Origin of the sequence: Pseudomonas sp. GL-R-19 (assembly GCF_019956375.1) — a bacterium.
GTDB lineage: Bacteria > Pseudomonadota > Gammaproteobacteria > Pseudomonadales > Pseudomonadaceae > Aquipseudomonas.
Window position 1 is genome coordinate 37,310 of sequence record NZ_JAHBDJ010000024.1, and the last position, 24,874, is coordinate 62,183.

General features: G+C 60.8%; 23 protein-coding genes and 3 pseudogenes. 18 read left to right on the forward strand and 8 right to left on the reverse strand.

What is annotated here, in order from left to right; translation table 11 throughout:
- Positions 1-187: 187 nt before the first annotated feature.
- Together KGA83_RS14520 and KGA83_RS14525 are read left to right on the forward strand one after the other, a co-directional pair.
- On the forward strand, positions 188-2,491 hold the full coding sequence (locus tag KGA83_RS14520) for a DUF3772 domain-containing protein (protein WP_223529995.1): 2,304 nt from the start codon (positions 188-190) through the stop codon (positions 2,489-2,491).
- Positions 2,492-2,618: 127 nt separating this feature from the next.
- Positions 2,619-3,290: a class I SAM-dependent methyltransferase gene (locus KGA83_RS14525; protein WP_223529997.1), complete on the forward strand. Its 672-nt coding sequence runs from the start codon at positions 2,619-2,621 to the stop codon at positions 3,288-3,290.
- A 428-nt stretch (positions 3,291-3,718) separates the two neighbouring features.
- Here the strand turns inward: KGA83_RS14525 and metE are convergent, their stop codons facing one another.
- On the reverse strand, positions 3,719-6,004 hold the full coding sequence (gene metE, locus KGA83_RS14530; protein ID WP_223529999.1) for a 5-methyltetrahydropteroyltriglutamate--homocysteine S-methyltransferase: 2,286 nt from the start codon (positions 6,002-6,004) through the stop codon (positions 3,719-3,721).
- A gap of 138 nt (positions 6,005-6,142) precedes the next feature.
- Here metE and KGA83_RS30065 point away from each other — a divergent pair.
- The 6 genes and pseudogenes from KGA83_RS30065 to KGA83_RS14560 form a co-directional block, all read left to right on the forward strand.
- Positions 6,143-6,259: pseudogene (locus KGA83_RS30065) on the forward strand (hemin-degrading factor); the annotation flags it as partial.
- Positions 6,260-6,428: 169 nt separating this feature from the next.
- Positions 6,429-7,412 (forward strand): FecCD family ABC transporter permease, encoded by a 984-nt coding sequence (locus tag KGA83_RS14540; RefSeq protein WP_177413238.1) that lies wholly within the window; start codon positions 6,429-6,431, stop codon positions 7,410-7,412.
- A complete protein-coding gene (locus KGA83_RS14545; protein WP_223530003.1) occupies positions 7,412-8,179 on the forward strand; it encodes a heme ABC transporter ATP-binding protein in 768 nt (255 codons plus the stop codon). The genes KGA83_RS14540 and KGA83_RS14545 overlap by 1 nt, the downstream gene beginning before the upstream one ends.
- 53 nt (positions 8,180-8,232) lie before the next feature.
- Positions 8,233-9,117 (forward strand): ChaN family lipoprotein, encoded by an 885-nt coding sequence (locus KGA83_RS14550; RefSeq protein ID WP_223530005.1) that lies wholly within the window; start codon positions 8,233-8,235, stop codon positions 9,115-9,117.
- 293 nt (positions 9,118-9,410) lie between these two features.
- Positions 9,411-10,016, forward strand: a complete 606-nt coding sequence (locus KGA83_RS14555; protein ID WP_108218070.1) for an SCO family protein — start codon at positions 9,411-9,413, stop codon at positions 10,014-10,016.
- Between the two features lies 1 nt (position 10,017).
- The gene (locus KGA83_RS14560) at positions 10,018-10,527 is read left to right on the forward strand and encodes a copper chaperone PCu(A)C (RefSeq protein ID WP_108218069.1); all 510 of its coding nucleotides are present in this window, start codon (positions 10,018-10,020) and stop codon (positions 10,525-10,527) included.
- 249 nt (positions 10,528-10,776) lie between these two features.
- Here KGA83_RS14560 and KGA83_RS14565 read toward each other — a convergent pair whose 3' ends face one another.
- Complete coding sequence (locus tag KGA83_RS14565; RefSeq protein ID WP_115947499.1) at positions 10,777-11,193, reverse strand: organic hydroperoxide resistance protein; 417 nt, start codon at positions 11,191-11,193, stop codon at positions 10,777-10,779.
- Between the two features lie 124 nt (positions 11,194-11,317).
- The gene (locus tag KGA83_RS14570; RefSeq protein WP_108218067.1) at positions 11,318-11,647 is read right to left on the reverse strand and encodes a hypothetical protein; all 330 of its coding nucleotides are present in this window, start codon (positions 11,645-11,647) and stop codon (positions 11,318-11,320) included.
- Positions 11,648-11,829: 182 nt separating this feature from the next.
- On the opposite strand from KGA83_RS14570, the gene potE reads away from it, so the two are divergent.
- The 7 genes from potE (at position 11,830) to KGA83_RS14605 (ending at position 20,520) form a co-directional block, all read left to right on the forward strand.
- Positions 11,830-13,239, forward strand: coding sequence for a putrescine-ornithine antiporter (potE, locus tag KGA83_RS14575; RefSeq protein WP_108218066.1), 1,410 nt, complete (start codon positions 11,830-11,832; stop codon positions 13,237-13,239).
- A complete protein-coding gene (locus tag KGA83_RS14580; protein ID WP_108218065.1) occupies positions 13,236-15,521 on the forward strand; it encodes an Orn/Lys/Arg decarboxylase N-terminal domain-containing protein in 2,286 nt (761 codons plus the stop codon). Before potE ends, KGA83_RS14580 begins: the two co-directional genes overlap by 4 nt.
- A gap of 181 nt (positions 15,522-15,702) precedes the next feature.
- A complete protein-coding gene (locus KGA83_RS14585) occupies positions 15,703-16,104 on the forward strand; it encodes a hypothetical protein (protein ID WP_108218064.1) in 402 nt (133 codons plus the stop codon).
- On the forward strand, positions 16,104-16,643 hold the full coding sequence (locus KGA83_RS14590; protein ID WP_108218063.1) for an HD domain-containing protein: 540 nt from the start codon (positions 16,104-16,106) through the stop codon (positions 16,641-16,643). Before KGA83_RS14585 ends, KGA83_RS14590 begins: the two co-directional genes overlap by 1 nt.
- A gap of 200 nt (positions 16,644-16,843) precedes the next feature.
- Positions 16,844-18,457 (forward strand): arylsulfatase, encoded by a 1,614-nt coding sequence (locus KGA83_RS14595; RefSeq protein ID WP_223530006.1) that lies wholly within the window; start codon positions 16,844-16,846, stop codon positions 18,455-18,457.
- A 69-nt stretch (positions 18,458-18,526) separates the two neighbouring features.
- Positions 18,527-19,795: an OmpP1/FadL family transporter gene (locus KGA83_RS14600; RefSeq protein ID WP_223530007.1), complete on the forward strand. Its 1,269-nt coding sequence runs from the start codon at positions 18,527-18,529 to the stop codon at positions 19,793-19,795.
- A gap of 50 nt (positions 19,796-19,845) precedes the next feature.
- A complete protein-coding gene (locus KGA83_RS14605) occupies positions 19,846-20,520 on the forward strand; it encodes a DUF3313 domain-containing protein (RefSeq protein ID WP_108218060.1) in 675 nt (224 codons plus the stop codon).
- Positions 20,521-20,586: 66 nt separating this feature from the next.
- Here KGA83_RS14605 and KGA83_RS30070 read toward each other — a convergent pair.
- Positions 20,587-20,715: pseudogene (locus KGA83_RS30070) on the reverse strand (hypothetical protein); the annotation flags it as partial.
- Positions 20,716-21,009: 294 nt separating this feature from the next.
- Between KGA83_RS30070 and pcsA the strand changes: the two are divergent.
- Together pcsA and KGA83_RS14615 are read left to right on the forward strand one after the other, a co-directional pair.
- Positions 21,010-21,732 carry a phosphatidylcholine synthase gene (gene pcsA / locus KGA83_RS14610; RefSeq protein WP_223530008.1) on the forward strand — a complete coding sequence of 241 codons (723 nt, stop codon included), beginning with the start codon at positions 21,010-21,012 and terminating at the stop codon, positions 21,730-21,732.
- 2 nt (positions 21,733-21,734) lie between these two features.
- Positions 21,735-22,121 carry a DUF488 domain-containing protein gene (locus KGA83_RS14615; RefSeq protein WP_115947495.1) on the forward strand — a complete coding sequence of 129 codons (387 nt, stop codon included), beginning with the start codon at positions 21,735-21,737 and terminating at the stop codon, positions 22,119-22,121.
- Positions 22,122-22,175: 54 nt separating this feature from the next.
- On the opposite strand, the gene KGA83_RS14620 is transcribed toward KGA83_RS14615, so the two are convergent.
- A complete protein-coding gene (locus KGA83_RS14620) occupies positions 22,176-22,445 on the reverse strand; it encodes a DUF4242 domain-containing protein (protein ID WP_108218057.1) in 270 nt (89 codons plus the stop codon).
- A 130-nt stretch (positions 22,446-22,575) separates the two neighbouring features.
- On the opposite strand from KGA83_RS14620, the pseudogene KGA83_RS14625 reads away from it, so the two are divergent.
- Positions 22,576-22,722, forward strand: a pseudogene (locus tag KGA83_RS14625) (N-acetyltransferase); the annotation flags it as partial.
- Between the two features lie 17 nt (positions 22,723-22,739).
- On the opposite strand, the gene KGA83_RS14630 reads toward KGA83_RS14625, so the two are convergent.
- The 3 genes from KGA83_RS14630 to KGA83_RS14640 form a co-directional block, all read right to left on the reverse strand.
- Positions 22,740-23,957, reverse strand: coding sequence for a cytochrome c biogenesis protein DipZ (locus tag KGA83_RS14630; protein WP_108218056.1), 1,218 nt, complete (start codon positions 23,955-23,957; stop codon positions 22,740-22,742).
- Positions 23,958-24,103: 146 nt separating this feature from the next.
- On the reverse strand, positions 24,104-24,316 hold the full coding sequence (locus KGA83_RS14635) for a hypothetical protein (protein WP_108218055.1): 213 nt from the start codon (positions 24,314-24,316) through the stop codon (positions 24,104-24,106).
- Between the two features lie 48 nt (positions 24,317-24,364).
- The gene (locus KGA83_RS14640; RefSeq protein ID WP_108218054.1) at positions 24,365-24,628 is read right to left on the reverse strand and encodes a DUF2790 domain-containing protein; all 264 of its coding nucleotides are present in this window, start codon (positions 24,626-24,628) and stop codon (positions 24,365-24,367) included.
- Positions 24,629-24,874: the final 246 nt, after the last annotated feature.

Below are 24,874 nucleotides of genomic sequence, written 5' to 3' on the forward strand. Positions count from 1 at the left end.
CACAGACAAAAACCCGCCGAGGCACTGTCGACAAAACAATGCTCTAGGGTGCGTGTCATGACCTAACCTCATTGGCTAAGTGACTAACAACCCGTCGAGCTCGCCGATGTGCAATGTCTTGAAGTCAATGATCTGCGTCGCCTTCGCGCTTCTGGCGGCCAGCCCGGGATGGCTGTTGGCGGCGCCCATGGCCGACACCCTTGCCCCCGCCCCCGCAGCCCCGATCATCAGCATCGCCGACAGCGAATTGCTGGGGGTGCAGAATCAGTTGAACAGCCTCAAGCAGCAGGTTTCCCAGGCCAGCAACTACACCCAGCTGGAAAGCTCACAGGATCTGGTGCAAGTACTGATTCAGGATATTGAGCGCTTGTCCACATCGCTGCTGCCCGGACAGGCGCAGTTGCAGGCGCAACTCAATGTGCTGGGGCCGGTGCCGCTCGACGAGAACGCGTTGGTGACGTCTGCCATTACCACCCAACGAGACGCCCTCGGCGAGCAAAAAAACAAGCTCGATAGCCAGCTCAAAACCCTGGCCGCTCTGAAAACAAGTGCCGCCGAACTGATCACCCAGATTGGCAGTATTCGGCGCAGCCTGCTGGAAGCGGAAGTGACCCAGCAAACCAGCAGTATCCTGAACCCGGGATTCTGGTCGCCATTGTTCGCTCTTCCGATCGAGGACCGCCAGCGTTTCAGCGCCCTCATCGAGCAACTCGAGGCCACGCACCGGGCCGCCTGGCAGCCCGGACAACGCGGGATCACCGCCGCCCTGCTGATCCTGGCCCTGGCCATCTGGACCGTGGGGCGAAAGCTCGCCGGCCGGGCTCTGGCATGGTTGTGCATCCATCGAATGCCTGAAGGCCGGTTGCGGCGCAGCTCCCTTGCGCTGGCATCGGTAGTGGCGACGGTGCTGACCGCCGGCATCGCCCTGCAACTGCTGCATGTTGCCGGGACCCGCCAACTGCCCTACACCCCACTGCTGGCCGATCTGGCGCAGTATCTGGAAAAGCTGGCCTATACCTGCGTGCTGATCACCGGGTTGAGTCGTGCATTGCTATCGACTAAACATCCTTCATGGCGCCTGCCCGATATCGCCGATCCGGTGGCGTTGGCGATGGAACCCTATCCAGGGTTGCTGGCGAGCCTGCTGCTGGTGCTGGTGACCCTGGTGCAGATGAGCAATGTCACCGGCATGAGCGCCGAAGTGGTGCTGTTCGGTCGGGGCATCGTGGCGTTGGTCGCGGCACTGGTGATCGGCGCATTGCTGTTGCGCGTCAGCAAGACGCGCCGAGACCTGATAGTGGCCGGAGAGACTCCTGAAGGCGTCACCACCTTCGCCGGACTGATTTATACGTTTACCGGCTTTGCCGTGGTGGTGTCCCTGTTCGCCCTGGTGATCGGCTACGTGGCGATGGCCCGGTTCATCACCTATGAATTGGTCTGGATATTCATCATCTTCGCCGCTTTCTACCTGCTCACACAGGTTTACCAGGACACCTGCGACTACGTTTTTTCGCCCCGACAACCCGTCGGCAAGGCCATCAAACAGCTGCTGGGCATCGGCAATCCGCGCCTGGAGCAGATCTGTACCGTGTTTTCCGGCGCAGGCCGCGCCATCCTGATACTGATCGGCGTCATCGCGTTGTTTGTCGGTGGGATCGGTACGACGCTCGGGCAATTGGTCACCGGCACTGTGGCCATACTCGGCGGTGAAGGGCTGCGCAAGCTGAACATCGTCCCGGACAATTTGATGCATGCCCTCCTGACACTGATGATCGGTGTCTACCTGATACGCACGCTACGACGCTGGCTGGATAGCGAGTTCCTGCCGAAAACCGAGATGGACCCGGGCATGTGCGCCTCGCTGAGCACCCTGTTCGCCAACATCGGCTACGTGTCCGTCGTCCTGCTCACGCTGGCGTCGCTGGGGATCAAGTGGACTAACCTCGCCTGGATCGTCAGTGCCCTGTCAGTGGGCATCGGCTTCGGGCTTCAGGAGATCGTGAAGAATTTCATCTCCGGCCTGATCCTGCTGACCGAGCGCCCGGTGAAGGTCGGCGACCTTATCAGCATCAGTGGCGTGGAAGGCGACATTCGCCGAATCAACGTACGGGCCACGGAAATACAGCTGGCCGACCGCTCGATCATGATCGTGCCCAACTCCCACCTGATTTCGCAGAACCTGCGCAACGTCACCCTCGGCGGCAGCGCCCAGGGCGTGGTGATACTCGAACTGATGTTCCCGTTGGACATCGACCCTGAGCAAGTGCAAAACCTGCTGCACGACACCTTCACCGAACACGAATCCATTCTCGATAAACCGGTGCCATTCTTGCGTTTCAGTCAGCTGAAACCTGAGGGCATCACCTTGACCATCACCGGTTATGTCGGCAGCCCACGCACCGTCGGCGCGATCAAAAGCGAGCTGCTGTTTGCAATTCTCAAGCGGCTGGGTGCTGCGGGGATTGAACTGGCGAAACCGCCTGCTGTGTGAGGCTCAACCACATGTGGCAGCAGGAGGCACGCGCAGTCGGTGATGCCGGGTAAAAACCGGCTCCACCCCACCGTTAACCGTCTGTTGCCCTATCCTTTCATCCAAGCCATCACGCCGGACATCGACCATGTCAGCCCCCGAATCCACCCTCCTCGACAGTTGGCACCACAACGCCCGGGCCTGGATCGACGCTATCCGCAGCGGCACCATCGAAAGCCGCCTCAAGGTCACCGACCAGGCCATCCTGCTGGCGGTGCTCGGACGCCAGCCCGAGCGTGTGCTCGACCTGGGTTGCGGCGAAGGCTGGTTGTTGCGCGCGCTGGCTGAACGGGCCATTGACGCGGTGGGTGTGGATGGCGACGTGACGCTGGTGGAGGCGGCGCGAGCGGCGGGTTCGTCGAAGGTGCATGTGGCGAGCTATGAAGCGTTGGCCGAAGCGAAAATCGACATCGGCCGCGACTACGACCTGATCTGCGCCAACTTCGCCTTGCTGCATCAGGACATCATCCCCCTGCTCGCCGCCATGAACGCCCTGCTCGCCCCGGGTGGCGCGCTGGTGATCCAGACGTTGCATCCATGGGCAGCTGCGGCAGGCGACTATCAGGATGGCTGGCGGGAAGAGACCTTCGCCGGCTTCAAGGGGCAGTGGCAGCCCATGCCGTGGTATTTCCGAACCCTGTCCAGTTGGCTCAATGCGCTGGACATGGCCGGGTTTACGCTGGCCGGCTTGCAGGAGCCGCAGCACCCGCAAAGCCCTGTGCCGCAGTCGTTGCTGTTGGTGGCCGAGCCGCGGCGGTGATTGGCTTTCAAGGCCTGCATACAGGTGCTGACTGCCATGCAACCCTGTAGGAGCGAGCCTGCTCGCGATGAGGCCGGCACATTCAACATCGATGTCGCCTGACACTCCGCCTTCGCGAGCAGGCTCGCTCCCACAGGTTCTGTGGCTGTACACAACATCTGCGAACCACCCAAATCAACTGTGGGAGCGGGTTTGCCCGCGAAGAGGCCGGTACATTCAACATCAATGTCGCCTGACACTCCGCCTTCGCGAGCAAGCTCGCTCCTACAGGTTCAGTGGCTGTACGCAAAATCTGCGAACTACCCAAATCATTGTGGGAGCGAGCCTGCTCGCGAAGAGGCCGGCACATTCAACATCGATGTCGCCTGACACACCGCCTTCGCGAGCAGGCTCGCTCCTACAGGTTCCGTGGTGCACCCAATACAGCGTCAGGCCCATTCTTTACGCAGCTGGCGCGCCGCATTGACCATGTGCACCAGCGCCGCTTCGGTTTCCGGCCAGCCGCGGGTTTTCAGGCCGCAGTCCGGGTTGACCCACAGGCGGTCGGCGGGAATGCGCTTGGCGGCCTTGCGCAGCAGGTTGGCCATTTCCGCGGAGTCCGGCACCCGTGGCGAGTGGATGTCATACACGCCCGGGCCGATTTCGTTCGGGTAGGCAAAGGCTTCGAACGCGTCCAGCAGCTCCATGTCCGAGCGCGAGGTTTCGATGGTGATCACGTCGGCGTCCATGGCGGCGATGGATTCGATCACATCGTTGAACTCGCTGTAGCACATGTGGGTGTGGATCTGGGTTTCGTCACGCACGCCGCAGGCGCACAGGCGGAACACTTCGGTCGCCCAGTCCAGGTAGTGCTGCCACTGCGCCCGGCGCAACGGCAAGCCTTCGCGGAACGCGGCCTCGTCGATCTGCACGATCTTGATCCCGGCGGCTTCCAGATCCACCACTTCGTCGCGAATCGCCAGGGCCAGTTGGCGGGCCTGCACTTCGCGGCTCACGTCTTCGCGCGGGAACGACCACATCAGCATGGTCACGGGACCGGTCAGCATGCCCTTCATCACTTTGTCGGTGAGGCCTTGGGCATAGCGGATCCACTCCACGGTCATGGCTTTCGGACGGCTCAGGTCGCCGAAGATCACCGCCGGTTTCACACAGCGCGAACCGTAGCTCTGGACCCAACCGAAACGGGTGAACACGTAGCCGTCGAGTTGCTCGGCGAAGTACTCGACCATGTCGTTACGCTCGGCTTCACCGTGCACCAGCACGTCCAGGCCCAGGTGTTCCTGCACTTGCACGGCGTGACGGATCTCGCTGTGCATCGCTTCGGTGTATTCGGCTTCGGTCAGCTTGCCTTGCTTGAACGACTGGCGAGCCAGGCGGATCGACGCGGTTTGCGGGAACGAACCGATGGTGGTGGTCGGGAACAACGGCAGGTTCAGGCCGGCGCGCTGTTTCTCGATACGCTGGGCAAACTGCGAATGACGCTGGCTGTCCTTGGCGGTGATGGCGGCAACACGCGCCTGCACTGCTGGCTTGTGAATGCGTGGCGACGCAGCACGGCTGGCCTGGACAGCGCGGCTTTGAGTCAGCGCTTCAAGCACCTTCGGCGCTTCCGGTTCATTCACCGCCTGAGCCAGCACCGCGACTTCTTCACACTTCTGCACGGCAAACGCCAGCCAGCTTTTCAGTTCGGCATCGAGCTTGTCTTCACGCCCCAGATCAACCGGGCTGTGCAGCAGCGAGCAGGATGGCGCGACCCACAGGCGATCACCCAGACGCTCGTGAGCATACTGCAACGTGGCCAGGGCGTTTTCCAGGTCGCAGCGCCAGACGTTGCGGCCGTTGACCACGCCCAGCGACAGCACTTTGTAAGCCGGCAGGCGGTCGAGGATGGTCGGGAACTGCTCAGGTGCGCGCACCAGATCGATGTGCAGACCGTCCACCGGCAGGTTGGCGGCCAGGCCCAGGTTCTCTTCCAGACCACCGAAGTACGTGGCGACCAGCTTCTTCAGCGGGTCGCGCTGAATCAGGTTGTAGGCGCGCTCAAAGGCGTTTTTCCAGTCCTGCGGCAAATCGAGGACCAGGATCGGCTCGTCGATTTGTACCCATTCAACGCCTTGTGCCGCCAGGCGCTGGAAGATTTGACCGTACAGTGGCAGCAGGCGATCGAGCAGTTCGAGCTTGTCGAACTCGGCGCCCTTGGCCTTGCCCAGCCACAGATAAGTCAGCGGGCCGATGATCACCGGCTTGACGTTGTGCCCCAGTGCGCGGGCTTCTTCGACTTCCTCGAACAGCTGATCCCAACCAAGTTGGAATTGCTGATCGGCGCTGAATTCAGGCACGAGGTAGTGATAGTTGGTGTCGAACCACTTGGTCATTTCCTGGGCGTGCGCGCCGCAGCAGCTGTCGCTCACACCGCGCGCCATGCCGAACAAGGTTTGCAGGCTGGCCTTGCCATCGTGCGGGCGGAAACGCTCCGGGATCACACCGAACATCAGCGTGTGAGTCAGGACCTGGTCGTACCAGGCGAAGTCGCCGACCGGCAGCAGCTCGATGCCGGCCTTTTTCTGCAAGTCCCAGTGAGTCTTGCGCAGGTCGCGGCCCACGGTGCGCAGACCGGCTTCGTCGAGCTCGCCCTTCCAGAACGCCTCTTGAGCCTTTTTCAGTTCACGGTCGCGACCAATGCGCGGAAATCCAAGGGAATGGGCCACAGCCATGTCAAATAACTCCAATGCGTTCAATGGGGCCATTGTCGACAGTGCCAGCGAGTGAGACAAACTCATTTTAATCTTGATGATCACAAGTTCTTCTCATGATCGATGACACTGCACAGCCTGCACTGGATGGACACCTGATTCAGCGCGCTCGCCCCGATGTTCAACCTGCACCTGAAAACCACTGGCGTGACTGAACCGTGGCGTGTGCGTAAGCCGGGCGTCGATGGCATCATCACCCGCTACGAAGATTTCGATGATCGCCACCCCCTCGGGTCGGCTAAGGAATAGTCCCGATGCGTATCAAGACACTGCCGGCCTGTGCCACGGCGTTCTACCCGAACGCCAAAGCGCAGACCGCCGGGATCAACCCATGACGGCCATTTTTCGTCCGCGTCCGACGTTGATCTTTTTGCTGCTGTTGCTGGTGCTGGTGTTCTGGCTGTCCTTGGCTCTCGGACCGGTCAGCCTGCCGCTGGGTGATACCTTGCTGGCCGGGATGCGCCTGCTGGGGTTGCCACTTGACGGTGGCGACACGCAGCAGGCGGAGTTGATCCTCGGTCAGATTCGTCTGCCGCGCAGTTTGCTCGGCATCGCCGTGGGTTCGGTACTGGCGTTGTCCGGCGTGGCGATGCAGGGGTTGTTCCGCAACCCCTTGGCGGACCCGGGTCTGGTCGGTGTTTCCGGTGGCGCGGCACTCGGTGCCGCCCTTGCCATCGTCGGCGGCAGCCTGCTCGGTGGCTTGCCGCCGGCGATCGAACCCTACCTGCTGTCGGTCAGCGCCTTCGCCGGTGGCTTGATCGTCACGGCGGTGGTGTATCGCTTTGGTCGCCGCAACGGGCAAACCGACGTTGCCACCATGCTCTTGGCGGGTGTGGCGATGACGGCCATGGCTGGTGCCGGGGTTGGTCTGTTCACCTACCTGGCCGATGACGCGACCTTGCGTACCCTGACGTTCTGGAACCTGGGCAGCCTCAACGGTGCCAGCTACTCGCGCTTGTGGCCGTTGCTGATCGTCACCCTGGGCGTGGCGTTGTGGTTGCCCCGTCGGGCGGCGGCGCTCAATGCCATGCTGCTGGGTGAGTCGGAGGCCCGTCACCTGGGCTTCGACATCGAGCGGATCAAGCTTGAGCTGGTGCTGTGCACGGCGCTCGGCGTCGGCGCGGCCGTCGCGGCGGCGGGCCTGATCGGTTTTATCGGTCTGGTCGTACCGCATCTGATGCGCCTGCTGGTCGGCCCGGATCACCGGGTGTTGCTGCCCGCGTCATTGCTGGCCGGTGCGAGCCTGCTGTTACTGGCCGATCTAGTGGCGCGCCTGCTGTTGGCGCCGGCCGAATTGCCCATCGGCATCGTGACTGCGCTGATCGGGGCTCCGTTCTTTCTTTATCTGCTGGTACGAGGGCGTTCCTGATGCTGCGGGCAAACAACTTGCTGGTACGTCGTGGCAAGCGCACGGTACTGGCGAACATCGATATCGAGTTGCGCCCCGGTGAAGTGCTGGGTGTGCTGGGGCCGAACGGCGCCGGCAAAAGCACCCTGCTCGCCGCTTTATGCGGCGAACTGGCGACCAGCGAAGGCAGGGTCAGCCTCGACGAGCGTCCACTCGCCGACTGGCCGGGTCAGGAACGGGCCAAACGCCTGGCCGTGCTGCCGCAGAGCTCGAGCCTGAACTTTGCATTCTCGGTCAATGAAGTCGTCGGCATGGGTCGCTTGCCTCACGCCAGCGGTCGCGTGCGCGATGCCGAAATCGTCGCCGAGGCGCTCAAAGCCGCCGATGCGCTTCATCTGGCCGGACGCAGCTACCTGGCCCTGTCCGGCGGTGAACGTCAGCGCGTCCATCTGGCGCGGGTGCTCGCTCAGCTCTGGCCGGGTGCCGAAGGGCAAACCCTGCTACTCGATGAACCGACGTCGATGCTCGATCCGCTGCACCAACACACCATTTTGCAAGCCGTGCGCGACTTCGCCGAGCGTGGCGCCGCCGTGCTGGTGATCCTGCACGACCTCAACCTGGCCGCACGTTACTGCGATCAACTACTGTTGTTGCAACAGGGTCTGCCCCACGCCTATGGTCCACCGGCAGAGGTGCTGACCGTCGAAGCGCTGGCGGCAGTCTATGGGTTGGAGGTGCTGATTCACCAACACCCGGAACGCGGCCACCCGTTGATCATCGCGCGCTGATACCGCCCCCTCCTCTGTCATCGAGGGGGGCACCTGTCCGATAAGGAAAACCGATGCGCTTTCTTTTGCTCTGTGCATTCAGCCTGTTGGCTGCCTGCCAAACCCATCAACTCACACCACTGCCGGCGCCGATCGCCCCGCAAGGGCGTGATCACACTGACCTTGGGGTCATCCGTGAACTCGCCACGGGCCGCACGCTGACGCCGCAAGAACTGGTCGAACGCCTGGCCGTTACGCCGCGGGTTCTGGTCGGTGAACAGCACGACAACCCGGACCACCACGCCCTGCAATTGTGGCTGCTGCGCGAACTGGCGGCACAACGGGCCCAGGGCAGTCTGTTGATGGAGATGCTCAATCCCGACCAACAGGCCAGGGTCGATGCCGCGCAAGCCGCGACCCGCGCCGGCCAGCCACCGGCCGATGCGTTCACGGCGCTGGCCTGGCAGGCCAATTGGGACTGGAGCGTCTATGGCGCACTGGTCACCTACGCGCTGCGACAACCGTATCCACTGTTGGCGGCGAATCTGGACCGCGCGCAGATCATACAGATCTACAAACAGCGCCCGGTACTCACGGGGGCAGCCTCCACCACCCAACAGGTGCAGGCGACCTTGCTCGAAGACATCCGCGAATCCCATTGTGGCCTGCTGCCCGAAGCACAGATGCCGGCGATGCTCGCCGTGCAGCAACAGCGTGACCGGCACATGGCAGAGCGCCTGATGGCAGCGCCTCTACCTGCGCTGCTGCTGGCCGGAGCCTTCCACGTGCGCAAGGATCTGGGGGTGCCGCTGCACCTGAAGGACCTGGGTGCCGGTGAAGGGAATGCGGTGCTGATCCTGGCCGAAGCGGGCAAGACCGTGACTGCCGAGAGTGCAGATTTTGTGTGGTACACCGCCGCGCAACCGGAAGAGGATCATTGCGCGCAGCTGCGTCGTTAACCCCCCTGTAGGAGCGAGCTTGCTCGCGATGGTCGTTAACGATAAAGCGTATTTACTGGCTAAACGCGGCGCTCTTGAGTCCATCGCGAGCAAGCTCGCTCCTACAGAGGACTACATTCGCTTAAGTGAACAGCATTGCGCTCCGGCGCGACACTATGTCACGCCCCTGCGTCGGTCCAATGGTCGTATCCACCCCTCCGGCACCGGCACAGTTTGTTAACATCCCCACGATTTTTTCGTCTGTACAGTCATCACGCTGTCATTTCAGCCTGTTCAACAGGATGCTTTTTTTCATGAGTACTGTGTATACCCGCCGAACGGTCCTGCAAGGCATGGGCCTGTTGAGCCTGGGCCTGCTCGCCGGTTGCGACGACAGCAGCAAGCTGTCGTTCAAGTACGGCAAAGACCTCAGCGACAAGATCATGGGGCGCAACTTCAAGCTCAAGAACGCTCAGGGCGAAACCCGGATGCTGGGCAGCTATCGCGGCCTGATGCCGATGGTGTTCTTCGGTTTCACTCAATGCCCGGCCGTATGCCCGACCACGCTGGCCCGCGCGGCACAGGCCAAAAAACTGATGGGTCGCGATGGCGACAGGCTGCAGGTGGTCTTCATCACCCTGGACCCTGAGCGCGACACGCCAGAGATGATCGATAAATACGTAAAAGCCTTCGACCCGAGTTTCGAGGCGCTGTACGGCACCCTGGAACAAACCGCCGCCACCGCCAAGGAATTCGGCGTGTTCTTTGAAAAGGTCCCGAGCGGCGATACCTATACCCTCTCCCATACCGCGACCAGCTATGTCTTCGACTCCCGGGGCACGCTGCGCCTGGGACTGTCCACGTCCCTGACGGCCCAAGAGTGCGCAGAAGACCTGCTCACCGTGATGGAGGTTTGCTGAAATGAATGCCCCGCAGGCTAAAAACCGTTTTGCACAACGCTGCAGGCAACTGGCGCTGGGTTTGTCCCTGGTTGGCCTGGCCTTTCAGGCGTCGGCACAAACCGAGGTCGAAGACGCCTGGGTCCGCGCCACCGTAGCCGGTCAGCCGTCGAGCGGTGCCTTCATGACCGTCACCGCGAGCAGCGACAGCAAACTGCTGAGCGTGCAAACGCCGGTTGCCGGGCTGGTGCAGATCCATGAAATGAGCATGAAAGACGACGTGATGAAAATGCAGCAGGTGGGCGCCGTCGCACTGCCCGCCGGTAAAGCGGTGAGCTTCGATCCCCACGGCTACCACATCATGCTCATGAACCTGACGGGCCAGATCAAGGAAGGCGACAAGGTGCCGCTGACCCTGACCGTCGAAGACGCCAAGGGCGAGAAAGAGTCGATTCAGGTTGAAGCCGTTGCCAAGGCGATTGGCACCATGGATCACAGCTCGATGACGCACGATCACAGCAAGATGAATTGATTGCTCCGTCAGTTAAAACACAGAACCTGTGGGAGCGAGCCTGCTCCGGGCGGCGATCCGACGAAGGGGCAGGCACATCCAACAGAGATATTGGCTGACCCACCGCTATCGCGAGCAGGCTCGCTCCCACAGTTTTGATCTGCAGTGAACGCCAATCCCGCGGCGGGCCACAATATTTATTTGTGGGAGCGAGCCTTTCAGGTCTTGGCGACAACTCCCTGTCGTTCGCCAAGACCTTTTCATGTCAACTCAAACCAGCTTGAGCACGACGTTGATGTTGTTGCGTGTGGCTTTCGAGTACGGGCAGTACTGGTGCCCGGTGTCGACGATTTTCTGCGCGGTTTCGCGATCCAGTCCTGGCAGGCTGACATTGAGCCGCGCCTGGAGCAGGTAGCCGCCTTCATTGGTGCCCAGGTCGACTTCGGCATCGACGGCCACATCCTTGGGCAACGCCACTTTCATTTCCCTGGCCGCAACCTGCATGGCGCCGATAAAACAGGCTGACCATCCGGCAGAGAACAGTTGCTCGGGGTTAGTACCGCCACCGCCCGCACCTGGCGACGACAGCTTCACATCGAGAATTCCGTCGGAGCTGCGGGACGCGCCGTCACGCCCGCCGGTGGTGTGGGTTTTGGCGGTGTACAACACTTTATCGATGTGGTTCATGGTGACCTCCTGATTGAGTTGTAAGAATCCGGTATTAACACCCCATCCGGACGCAGGGATGGTCAATCAATATAGACGTCACACGCCCACACCGTGGTCGATCCGACCAGCGTCCGTTTCTTCTTTATTTACGCGCCAACTTGTACCTGACGCAGTCCTCATAAAAGCTCTGCCGTACAGCAGTCGGTTTGAATCTCGACGGACTGTCATAAGTTTGCTCTGTAATGCCAAGTGCCATCATGCGCATCCAGGTTTTGGCGAACTTGTAGGCCTGGATTTTCTGGCGGGCGGCATACAGAGAAACGCCTGAAAGCTTGAGTTCCTGTGCCCTTGCAGCGGTGCCCGCGCCCCAGCTGCACATGTACTGATCATTGCCGGCCAGTTCTTTTGCTTGAGCCGAATTGGCTACACCCGCAACTATCAGCGGGATTAACGCGATCCATGTCTTGCGCATCTTGACCTATTTAACTGGCTGAAAATGAACTAATTTTGCTAAGGATTTTTAAACTTGGGGGCCAGCATCGTGCCTTTTCTGCAAATTAATTCGAAAAAGAGATGGGTAATGTCATTTCTTGCGAGTTTTCAATCCTTTGCTATAGCTAAGACTCTCAATCGCCAACTAAGTGAGGCAACGGAATGTCAGTCGCAAAGAAAATGAGTGTGGGGCAACTGACAATGTTGACCGCCGTCAACATGTTGGGCTCCGGCATTGTGCTGCTACCGACGAAACTCGCGGAAGTCGGTGCAATTTCGATCCTCTCCTGGCTGGTGACTGCCACCGGTTCCCTCGCTCTGGCCTACGCCTTTGCGCGATGCGGGATGCTCAGCCGCAAGACCGGCGGCATGGGCGGTTATGCCGAATACACATTTGGTAAAGCGGGTAACTACATCACCAACTACACCTACGGTCTGTCGCTGTTGATTGCCAACGTCGCGATCAGTATTACTGCGGTTGGTTATATCCAGGTGTTGTTCGGGATAAAACTCGATTCGCTGCAAGTAGGCCTGGCCACCATTGCCTTGTTATGGATCACCACTTTCGCCAACTTTGGCGGCGCGAGCATTACCGGCCGGATCGGTGCGATCACAGTCTGGGGTGTGATTGCTCCGGTGGTGCTGGTATCCACGGTGGGCTGGTTCTGGTTCGACAGCAGCGTTTACGCCGCTGGCTGGAACCCCCACGACAAGGGCTGGTTCGAAGCGGCCGGCGCCTCGGTGGCGATCACCCTGTGGGCCTTCCTCGGTCTGGAATCGGCTTGCGCCAACACCGATGCGGTGGAAAACCCTGAGCGCAATGTACCGATTGCCGTGTTGGGCGGCACCTTGGGTGCGGCGGTGATCTACATCGTCTCCACCAACGTCATCTTCGGTATCGTCGGCAACGAAGAACTGGTCGCGTCCACCGCACCGTTCGGCCTGGTGTTCGCCAAGATGTTCACCCCGATGGTCGGGGACATCGTGATGGCGGCCATGGTACTCGCCTGCATCGGTTCGCTGCTGGGTTGGCAGTTCACCATTGCCCAGGTGTACAAAAGCTCGGCGGACACCGGTTACTTCCTGTCGATCTTCGCCAAGGCCAACAAAGCGGGAACGCCGATTGTCGGCATGCTGGTACTGCTCGCCGCACAGACCGCGCTGGCCCTGCTCACCATCAGTCCCGACCTGAGCAAGCAGTTCGACACCCTGGTCAACCTCGCGGTGGTGACCAACCTGGTGCCTTACATCCTGTCCATGGCCGCGCTGATGACCATGCAAAAAGTCTCCAACGTACCGGAAGGCAAGGCGCTGGCGACCAACGTCATTGCCCTGATCGCGGCGGCTTACAGCTACCTGGCGCTGTACAGCTCCGGTGAGCAGGCGCTGATGCTGGGCGGCGTGGCGACCATCGCTGGTTACACCCTGTTCGGCTTCGTCAACAACCGTCTGATCCGCCTCGAAGCACTCAACAACAGCGTACCGACGCAAACCGTCAGCGCGCAGCACCTCACTGCCGAGCCAGTGCCGGTGAACAATCTGAATGCAGTCATTATGGAGGTTCAAGCATGACGGAATATAAACACTCGCTGGGCATGCTGGCGCTACTGGTCAGCAGTCCGCCGGACAAGCGAACGGTGTTCGGCCGCGCCCTGGATCAACTGGTCCACGACGTAGAGGGCCGTGGTGTCAGCGTACTGGCTTCGGAAAGCCTCATCGATGCTGCATCGATCCTGCGTTCGGACCCGGCCATTCAATGTGTGATCATCCGATGGGAAATGGACACCAGCGAAGGCCACGCCGACTGCACCCGATTGCTGGTCAAGCTGCGCGAGCGCAACACCCGGGTACCGGTGTTTCTGATCAGCGACCGTACCACCGCGTCGACCATTCCGTTATTGGTCATGCAACACGCCGACGACTTCATCTGGCTGCCCGAGGACACCTCCCGTTTCCTCAGCGGGCGCATCCTGGCGGCCATCGAACGCTATCGCCAGGCCGCCCTGCCGCCAATGTTCGGCGCGCTGGTGAAGTTTGCCCGCAACTATGAATACTCGTGGCACACCCCTGGGCATGCCGGTGGCACGGCATTCCTGAAAAGCACCGCAGGCCGGGCCTTCTACGAGTTCTTCGGCGAAAACCTGCTGCGTTCCGACCTGTCGATCTCGGTCGGCGAACTGGGCTCCCTGCTCGATCACAGCGGCCCGATCGGCCAGGGCGAACGCTATGCCGCCAAGGTCTTTGGCGCGCACCGCACGTACTACGTGACCAACGGTTCGTCGATGTCCAACCGCGTCATCCTCATGGCCAGCGTCACGCGCAATCAGATCGCCCTGTGCGACCGCAATTGCCACAAGTCCGCCGAACATGCGATGACCCTGTCCGGGGCGATTCCGACCTACCTGGTGCCGACCCGCAACCGCTACGGCATCATCGGCCCGATCCTGCCGCAGACCCTGAGCGCCGAAGGCGTGAAAGCCGCCATCGCCAACAACCCGCTGGTCAAGGAAGGCATCGACCCGACGCCGGTGCACGCCATTGTCACCAACTCCACCTATGACGGCCTGACCTACAACGTCACCCGTGTCGAAGAGCTGCTGGGCGAAAGTGTCGACCGTCTGCACTTCGACGAAGCCTGGTACGGTTATGCGCGCTTCAACCCGCTGTACAGCGGACGCCATGCCATGCACGGCAACCCGGCCGATCACGACAAATCCAAGCCGACCGTGTTCGCCACCCAGTCGACCCACAAGTTACTGGCCGCCCTGTCCCAGGCCTCGATGATCCACGTACGTGACGGCCGTAACCCGATCGAACATGCGCGCTTCAACGAGTCGTACATGATGCACGCCTCGACCTCGCCGAACTACGCGATCATGGCGTCCTGCGACGTCAGTTCGGCGATGATGGAAGCGCCGAGCGGGCAGATCCTCACCAACGAGTCGATTGAAGAGGCCATCAGCTTCCGCCAGGTGCTCTCGCGCATGCACAACGAGATGCTGAGCAAGGATGACTGGTTCTTCACCTGCTGGCAGCCGCCGACCGTACAGGTTGGCGCAGCGACCGTGCCGTTCCATGAGGTCGACCCGGCTACGCTTAAAACCGACCCGAACTGCTGGGTCCTGCACCCGAACGCGGTATGGCATGGTTTCGGCGACATCGAAGACGGCTACTGCATGCTCGACCCGATCAAGGTTTCGGTACTTGCCCCGGGCATGGGCGACGACGGCAACCTGCTCGCCAACGGCATCCCCGCCTGCGTGGTCACCGCGTACCTGGGTCGCCAGGGTATCGTGGTCGAGAAAACCACCGACTTCACCATCCTGTTCCTGTTCTCCATCGGCATCACCAAAGGCAAATGGGGCACGCTGCTCAATGCCCTGCTCGACTTCAAGCGCGATTACGACGACAACGCCGAGCTCGAGCTGTGCCTGCCCGATCTGTACAACGCCAACCAGCGACGCTATGCCGGCATGGGCCTGAAGGATCTGGCCGACGAAATCTTCGCCGCCATGAAAAAACACAAGACCACCGCCAACATGTCCCAGGCCTTCGGCACCCTGCCGAAAGCCGAGTTCAGCCCGGTGGAGGCCTACGAAAAGCTGGTGCGCAACGACATCGAGCTGGTGACTCTCAACGAAGCTGCCGGGCGCCTTGCCGCCACCGGTATCGTGCCCTACCCGCCTGGCATCCCGTTGCTCATGCCGGGTGAGAACGCAGGGCCTGCGGACGGTCCGTTGCTGGCGTATCTCAAGGCACTGGAAGCCTTCGATAAATCCTTCCCCGGCTTCACCCATGACACCCACGGGATCGAAGTCGAAGACGGCGTTTATCGGATGCTGGTATTGAAATAAGCCAGGCAGGTTCACCGCAACCCCTGTGGGAGCGAGCCTGCTCGCGATAGCGTTTTTGCAGCCAACATCACTGTTGCCTGACACGACGCCATCGCGAGCAGGCTCGCTCCTACATTGCTTTGCATCGCCCCCACAAATCCCTATGGGCAAATTCGATCACAGCGCTCTATGATTGATCCCCATGACCACCACCGCTGCGATCCGCTCACCCTGCCCGCCCGGCGCCTGCGACTGCGGGCGTGACCCGTTGCTGGAAACACCGGGGGCGGACCTGCGCATCCTGTTTCTGACCCGCAACGAAGAAAAACGCCTGATCGAACGTCTGGAAAACCTGCAGAGCCTGAGCGATCTTGAGCACGTGCGACGGCGCATGTTCGAACAGTTGGGTATCCGCGTGAACATCGCCCCCGGCTTCAATGAAGTGCGCACCATGCGCGGCATCGGCATCCAGGTTGGCGAACTGCCAGGGCTGTGCCGCAAGACCCGCGCCAACATCCCCGCCGCCATTCGCCGAGCCATGGAAAAGCGCCCGGAGATTGCCTACGAACTGCTCAATGCCAACGACCTGTTGCGTGACGCCTGATGAAACCTCTCCTCGAATTCCCCCTCACCGACAAGATTCTCACCACGTACGCCCTGGCCATCGGTGCCGACCTGCAGGGCTACCGCAACCACATTTACCGGGTGCTGAATTTCCATGGCGCCCTCAGCGGTGCCGAAGGCCTGCCCTCGCAAGCCGTACAAATCGCGGCGGCGTTTCATGACCTGGGTATCTGGACCGATGACACCCTCGACTACCTGCCCCCGTCCATTGCTCTGGCCATCGAGTACCTCGACAGCCAGCAACGGCCGGAACTGAAGGATGAAGTCAGCGCGTTGATACTTGAGCATCACAAGCTGCGCCGGTATCGCGGCGCTTTCGCCAACAGTGTCGAACCCTTCCGCCAGGCCGATCTGGTGGATGTGTCCCTGGGACTGGTGCGTTTCGGCTTGCCCCGAAGCTTCATCAAAACCGTGCAGGCGACCTTTCCCGATCATGGTTTTCACTCGATGCTGATAAAGCTGTCTGCCCGGCAGCTCATCCGCTCGCCGCTGCGGCCGCTGCCGATGTTTCGCTGGTGATACAGGCGTCTGCCTTCCCCACCGATGGCGCCATTGCCGCAACGCCATTTCGCAGCAAAGTGCCTGAAACACTCACCTTCTGACTATCCATTACTGGATATTTCGCAATTCAAACCTACGCTCTTCGCGGGGGCTTACGAATTTCAACGACGGTTGGGGGCTCGTCTCGATTTACTCACGCTTGTACGCAGGAGCTCGACATGAACCGGACATCCTTATCCACGATGTTTGCGCTACCCCTGTTGTTGTCTGCAATGGCGTTACCCGCCCTGGCCCTGGCCGCTGACAAGTCCCCCAACATCCTGGTGATCATGGGCGACGATATCGGCTGGTCGAATATCGGCGTCTACAACCAGGGCATGATGGCTGGCAGAACCCCCAACCTCGACCAACTGGCGAATGAAGGCATGCGTTTCACCGACTATTACGCCGAAGCCAGTTGCACCGCCGGACGCGCCAATTTCATCACCGGCGAACTGCCGATTCGTACGGGCATGACCACCGTCGGCCAGGCCGGCTCGCCCGTGGGCATTCCCGCCGAAGCCGTCACCATCGCGACCGCACTCAAGGCCATGGGTTATGCCACCGGCCAGTTCGGCAAGAACCACTTGGGCGACCTGAACCAGTTCCTGCCCACCGTCCACGGTTTCGACGAATTCTTCGGCTACCTCTATCACCTCGACGCCATGGAAGACCCGGCGCACCCCAATTATCCGAAGGACCTGCTGGACCGCGTCGGCCCACGCAACATGGTCCACAGCTGGGCCACCACCACCGATGACACGACCGTAATGCCGCGCTGGGGCAAGGTGGGCAAGCAGAAAATCGAAGACGCCGGCACGCTCTATCCGGAGCGGATGAAAACCGTCGACGAGGAGATTCGCGACAAGGCCTTCACTTTCATCGACAAGGCCAAGCAGGACAACAAACCGTTCTTCGTCTGGCTCAACCCGACCCGCATGCACATCGTCACGCACCTGTCCGACAAGTACGAAGCCATGCGCAACTCGGAGAATGGCTGGTCGGAACAGGAAGCCGGCATGGCGCAGCTCGATGACGTCGTCGGCGATGTCCTGGCGAAGCTGAAAAAAGACGGCATGGACGACAACACCATCGTGATTTTCACCACCGACAACGGTGCGGAAAACTTCACCTGGCCCGATGGCGGCACGACGCCGTTCGCCATGGGCAAAGGCACAATCATGGAAGGTGGTTTCCGGGTGCCGGCGATCATTCGCTGGCCGGGCAAGGTGCCGGCCAACCAAGTCGCCAACGGCATCATGTCCGGCATGGACTGGTTCCCGACCCTGGTCGCGGCGGCGGGCAACCCGAACATCACCGCCGAACTGCTCAAAGGCAAACAATTGGGCGACACCACCTACAAAGTTCATCTGGACGGCTATGATCAAACTCCAATGATCACCGGAAAAGGTCCATCGAACCGGCATGAAGTTTTCTACTTTGGAGAGAGCTCCTTGGGTGCAGTGCGCATAGACGACTACAAATATCGCTTCATTGACCAACCGGGTGGCTGGCTGGGGGCTAAAGTTGCTGTGGACGTGCCGATCCTGACCAATCTTCGACTCGACCCGTTCGAACGCATGGGTTGGCCGGAAAATCAGGCCGCGCAGGGTTCGCAACAATACTTCGACTGGTTCAAGTTCCAATTCTGGCGTTTCGTGTTCGTCCAGCAGCAGGTGGCCAAACTGGCGGAAACAGCGATCGAGTTCCCGCCGATGCAAAAAGGCGCGAGTTTCAACCTCGACTCGGTCAAAGCCAAGATCGCCGCGGCTCGGGCAGAGATGGCCAAGTAAACAGCCGAATCCACGGGTGGCTGGTACAGTCCACCCGTATTCGAAATGGACAATTGCTGAGGGATTTCAATGCCGACAAAAACCGCTACCCTGCCCGCCTCTGCGCTACTTGCCCTGTGCTGCCAGCAAGCCTGGGCCGGTGGCATCATGCTCTACGAAATCGGCACCGATAACGCCGGCCTCGCCAACGCCGGTGCCGCCGCCCGTGCCCAAGGCCCCTCGACCATCGCCAGCAACCCCGCGGGCATGAGCTACCTGCCGGGCACGCAAATCACCGCCGGCTTGCAGGTCCTGTACGGCGACCTGAGCTTCGACCGCGACTCCGGCACTAACGTCTCGGGCAGCGGCAGTGGCAATGCCCTCGATCCGCTTCCGGGCGGCAGTTTCTTCATCAGCCATGAACTGGACGAGCACTGGAGTGTCGGTTTCGGCCAGTACGGCGACTTTGGGCTCGAGGTCAATTACGACAACGACTGGTCCGGCCGCTACTTCGCGCAGAACGCCACCCTGCTCGGTTTGTCGCTGGTGCCAAGCGTGGCGTATCGCTTCAACGAGCAATGGTCGGTGGGCGTAGGCGTGAAGGCCATGTACGGCATATTGAAGGCAGACACCGCCATCGACCGCTCCCCCTTCGGCTTCACCGACCGCGCGGATGGCCAGTTCAAATACAAGGATGGCGCCTGGGGCTACGGCGCCAACGTCGGGGTGATCTATGCCCCGCAACCCGGCACGCGCATCGGCCTGACCTACACCAGCCAGGTCGATCTGGACTTCGAGGACCGGCTGGATGTGAAAGGCGACGGCCGTCTGCTCGAGCGCGTCAACAACACCAAAACCAAAATCGACACGACAGTGCCGCAGACGGTGACCCTGAGCCTGTTCCAGCAACTGGACAAGCAATGGGCCTTGCTCGCTTCGGCCAACTGGCAGGATTGGTCGGAGTTCGGCGAGATTGGAGTGGACGTCGATACCACCGCGTTGGGTGGTCAATCGACAACCATCGACGCCGGGTTCAAGGACACCTGGCACCTCTCGCTGGGCGCGCAGTACCAGGCCACCGAGCAATGGCTGTGGAACGTCGGCGTGGCCTACGACAGCAGCGCCGTGTCGGACAGCAAACGTTCCGTCATCCTGCCAATGAACGAATCCTGGCGCATTGCGACGGGCGCCACCTATGCGCTGAACAAAGACACCGATGTCAACGTCAGCTGGGCCATGGTCTGGCTCGGCGACATGCCGGACGAGCAGACCAAATCCGTATCGGGCAATCAAATTTCCGGTCAATTCGACAATGCCTGGATTCAAGCCTTGGCCGGCAACATGACCTGGCGATTCTGATGTTTTGTAAACGAAAGAACGACGATTTCATCCAAGGAGTAAACACCATTATGAATCTGTCCCGAAACCTGCTTGTCGGCGCCGCGCTGGCCAGTCTGTTGCTAGGCGGTTGCACCTCGAAAGTGACGGAGAAGGCGCAATACTCTGGCTTCCTGCCCAACTACAACAATCTGCAGGAAGTCGAAACGCAGAGCGGCGGGACCGCGATGCGCTGGGTCAGCCCTTCGTGGAACCCGAATGCCTATGACACCGTGGTGTTCAACAAACTGGAACTGTACCCGGCCCCCAAACCCAATGAGCGGGTCAACCAGCAGACGCTGACCGACATTCAGAACTACATGACCAGCAAGGCCAAGGCCTCGCTGGGTCAGAAGTACCGCGTAGTACCCACTTCCTCATCCGTCACGGCGGGTTCCCGGTCCCTGATCATGCGGGCGGCGATTACCGGGGTGAACGCCGAGAACGAAGGCATGAAGTGGTATGAAGTGGTACCCGTTGCGGCCGTTGTCGGCGCGACTCAGGCCGCCACCGGTCACCGCGACCAGGACACCACCCTGTTCATCGAAGCCGAGTTCGTTGACGCCAAGAGTAACCAGACCGTGGCCAAAGTGGTGCGCAAGGTGTTTGGCACCGCCCTGGAAAACGAAAGCCAGAAGATTACCGCCAAGGACTTCAAGGCGGCGATCGACAAACTGGGTACCGACTTCCAGGCGTTCCTCAAGTAACACCCGCCCAGGTGGCAAGGGAGCTTGCTCCCTCGCCACCTGAGGTTCCCTCCCTGACCGTACCCTTCACTTTCTCTTCCCGACTCGCCGACGCCTTGCGACGGTGATTGCCAGTTGTTCGGCATTCTTCTGGAAAAACAGCTCTCCAGCGATACCGTCCGGCGCGCGGACCAGGGCCACCGGACGACCCTGGAGGCTGCGCGGTGACGCCCGATTTCAGTGCTGATCAGACGCTGGTCCTCTTTTGCAGGGGGGTTATCCAGTCAGGCAACGATGGACCTCACAGGTGAATGTGCCAGCACCGTTGGGTCGACGCGCCCTCGCGAGCGCGGATTGGCCCGGGGTATTTTTTGCCGGCGCAGCTAAGATTCATAGGTGGTGAACCTTATTCCCGGATACCCGGTCGATACCTGCAACCCGACCCGGTTTGCCACCACCCCCGTACGCGAGGTGACAACTGGCTTGCTTCATTCACTGGAGAACGCCCCCGTGATTTCAACCCTGTACATCGCCAGACTCAAAGCATGGGGTGCCCATGGTTTTACGGCCACTGGCGTGGTCACCGCTTTCCTGGCCACCCTGTCCCTGCTGGACAACCAACCGACCCATTGCCTGCTGTGGCTGGGTGTCGCCCTGATCGTCGACGGGCTGGACGGTGCGCTGGCACGCAAGGTCAACGTGCAGTCAGTGCTGCCGAGCTTCGATGGCTCGATCCTCGACCTGGTGATCGATTACCTGACCTATGTGTTCATCCCGGCGCTGTTCATCTATCGCTACATCCCGTTGCCGGACTACACCCTGTTGTTGACCGTGTCGCTGATTCTGGTGTCGTCGCTGTTCTGCTTCTGCAACGTCAACATGAAGAGCAAGGACAACTACTTCCAGGGCTTCCCTGCCGCCTGGAACGTGGTTGCCCTGTGCCTGTACATCATCGCCCCGTCACCGTGGATCACCTTCGTTACAGTCATTGGCCTGTCCCTGCTGACCGTGAGCCGGATGAAATTCCTGCACCCGTTTCGCGTGCGCCGCTTCATGCCGATCAACATTGCGGTGACGGCCATCTGGTTGCTGTGCAGTTTGTCGCTGGTGCTCAACCATCCGTTGATCAACCCGCTGGTGATGGGGCTGTGGCTGCTGATGTCGGCGTACTTCCTGGGTATCTGCCTGTGGCGCACGGCGCTGGAGTGGTTCGACGAATCGAGGCACAAGTAGCCATGGCGGTCCATATCGTTCAACTCGGATCACCCCGCCACCCTGACGAAGGTTTGCGCTTGGGTACGGTACGCCGCCCTCCCCGCGGCGTACCGAAAGCCGAATTCGCCAGTCGGGATTTTTATGATGTCTGGCAGCCGTTGCTGTCACCCAGCGCGGAGCTGGTGGCCGAGGCCAAGGCTGCGCAAGATGCCAAGGCCTGGGAGGTGTTCAGACGCAAATTCAAGGCCGAGATGAGCCAGCCCACTGCCAGTCAGCTGCTGGACTTGCTGGCCGCGTTGTCCCACCGGACGTCCCTGGCCGTGGGCTGTTATTGCGAGGATGAAGCGCATTGTCATCGCTCGGTGTTGCGCGAGTTGCTGGAGGCGCGTGGGGCGAAGGTCATTTAGCCGGCACCACCAGCGACTTGTCGCCCGCCCAACACGAATCGGGTCCGGCCGCGGTTACTCCGCCGTTGTCGGGTCGATGATGTTCATGACCCGGGAAATGCGGTTGGCAGGAAAACCGCTCAGCCTGGCGTGCTCCTGGATCTGTTCCTCGCTCGGCGAGATGTACACGCAATAGAGTTTGTCACCGGTGACATAACTCTGCAGCCACTGCACCTCTGGCAACTCACGCAACGCCCGGCAGGACTTTTGCGAAGCGGCTTTCAAATCCCTTTCCGACAATGCTCCAGCGCCCTGGATATCGCGTTCAATCACGAACTTCGGCATGGCAACCTCTCTTTTCTTGTTCTGGATGGCAGGGCGGCACTCACCCTGTGGGCAAACTATCGCCCTCACCGGCGTTGGCGTCCTGCCCGATCGTCGCCCAACCCTGCCCGATCGTCCGGAGACTCCACGTTGCGCGCAAGCCAAAGCCAGCGGCGAGAAGAGGATCTACCTGCACACTCAGGACCAGAGTGCTTATTACGCAAAGCGCGGCTGGGTGCTGCTGGAGCGTTTTGAAGCGCGGGAAAAAGATCAATGGCTCATGGCTCGGGACCTGTGAGCCATTGATCGAGTGGATTACGCCGCTGGCGCGCCGGCCCTGGCCTCCTCCAGCAACTGCTGAATCATTTGTTCCTGCGTGTCGTAGCTGCCTTCACCGAAGTGGGTGTAACGCACCTGCCCCTTGGCATCGATCAGGTAGTGCGCCGGCCAGTACTGGTTGTCGAAGTTGCGCCAGATCGCGTAGTTGTTGTCGATCGCCACCGGGTAGGTGATGCCGTACTCCTTCACCTTGTTCCTGACGTTGTCGATGATCCGTTCAAAGCCGTATTCGGGCGTGTGCACGCCGATCACCACCAGTCCGTCCTTTTCGTATTTCTTCGCCCAGTCCTTCACGTACGGCAGGGTGTGCTTGCAGTTGATGCAGTCGAAGGTCCAGAAGTCCACCAGCACCACTTTGCCTTTCAGCGCTTCGTTGGTCAGGGCGGGCGAGTTGAGCCAGTCCACTGCGCCGGACAGCGACGGCATGGCGCCCTGGGCGTTGCCCATGGTGCTGTCGGCCTTGACCTTGCTGACCAGGTAATCGACGACTTTCGGCACGGTCTCCAGCACGCCCTTCTCGACACTGCTGACACCTTGCGAAGAAGTATTGGCCAGCAACAGGTCGTTGGCCCCCGTTGCAATCACCGCCGCGCCGGCCAGCACCGCAACCCCGGCGCCACGGCGCAACCAGCCCGTAACCGGAATCGACGGTTTCAAGCGATTGACCAGGCCGCGACCGGCAAAGATCAGGGTGCCCAGGGACAGCGCACTGCCCGCGCCATAGGCCACCAACAACAGACTGGTGCCGGCGTTCGCGCCCTGCAGCATGGCGCTGGTCAGAATCACCCCGAGGATCGGCCCGGCGCACGGTGCCCAGAGCAACCCGGTGGCGACACCGATCATGATCGAAGCCAGTGGCCCGGACATTTTGCGCGAGTTCGGGTCGATGCGATTGCCCAGCAGCACGAAGGGCCGCGCCAGCCAGTCACCGACCCGGGTGGAGATCAGCGACAGAGCGAACAGCACCATCACGAACAGGGCAACGTGGCGGCCGGTGTTGCTGGCCTGAATCACCCACTCACTGCTGACCACGGCCAGGCTGGAGACCAGGGCGAAGGTCAGGACCATGCCGCCGAGGGTGAGCAGGATCGAGGAACGTGTGCGGTCGGCCCCGGCAAACAGGAATGGCACGACCGGCAGGATGCACGGGCTGAGGACGGTCAATATGCCGCCCAGGAAAGCGATGAGTAACATGGGATCACCTGATGCAAATTAAAGGGCAACACATCACCACTGTAGGAGCGAGCCTGCTCGCGATGGCGTACGGTCAGGCGACACATCGTTGACTGATCTATCGCTATCGCGAGCAGGCTCGCTCCTACAGTGGGTCGGGGGTGTTCTCAAGCGGTCTGTTCATCCAGCAACTGCCCTTGCGGCGTGCGGCTGGAGCCGTCTTGCGCAAGGAAGTCATGGGTGCCCTTCTCCGCCACCGGTGTGAGCTGGAAGCAAGTGTTGCTGGTGCAGACGCTTTGCTCGACAGCCGCGTTGGCATGGGCCGCCGCACCGGCGACGGAAAAGGTGATGGCGGTCAAAATGCGGGAAACGTTGTTCATGATGTCCTTCCTGATTCAAATGGATTAAGCGGTCGTTGGGCGCGACACTCAGTTTTCCGAGTTGCAGTTGTCGGCGAATTTGCGGTAATCGAGCACCTGGGATTTCGACTGGGTGTCGAGGTAGGTCAACCGCGCATTCACCACGCCGCAGGAAGGTGTAGCGTCCTCGGTCAGCGACACCACTTTCCTGATGTCAAGTTGGGTGCCGTAGGTGTAGGTTTTCGGAGCAACATCGGCTTCGGCACGGGCCGACAAGGTGCAGATGTTCAGGGCGGCAAACAGGCAGGCGGCGTAGATGGCTCTGGTGTTCATGGCGAGTCCCTCAAGGTTTCAACAGGTTGATCGTTGGTTGATCCGAGGCGCTCTGGTTTGCCTCGATGGAACCTATTAAAAGCCTGCGAGGTATCTCGTCTGTGTCGGGAATCGGCGTGAATCAATCGCTGCGTATCAGAACGGTGCCTGGATACACAGCCATACAAAACCGCTGGAAATCGGCTTTTTTGCCTTCGTGTGTATCCTCAGGCAAGCCAGATACACTGCAATACAAAGGACGGCAGG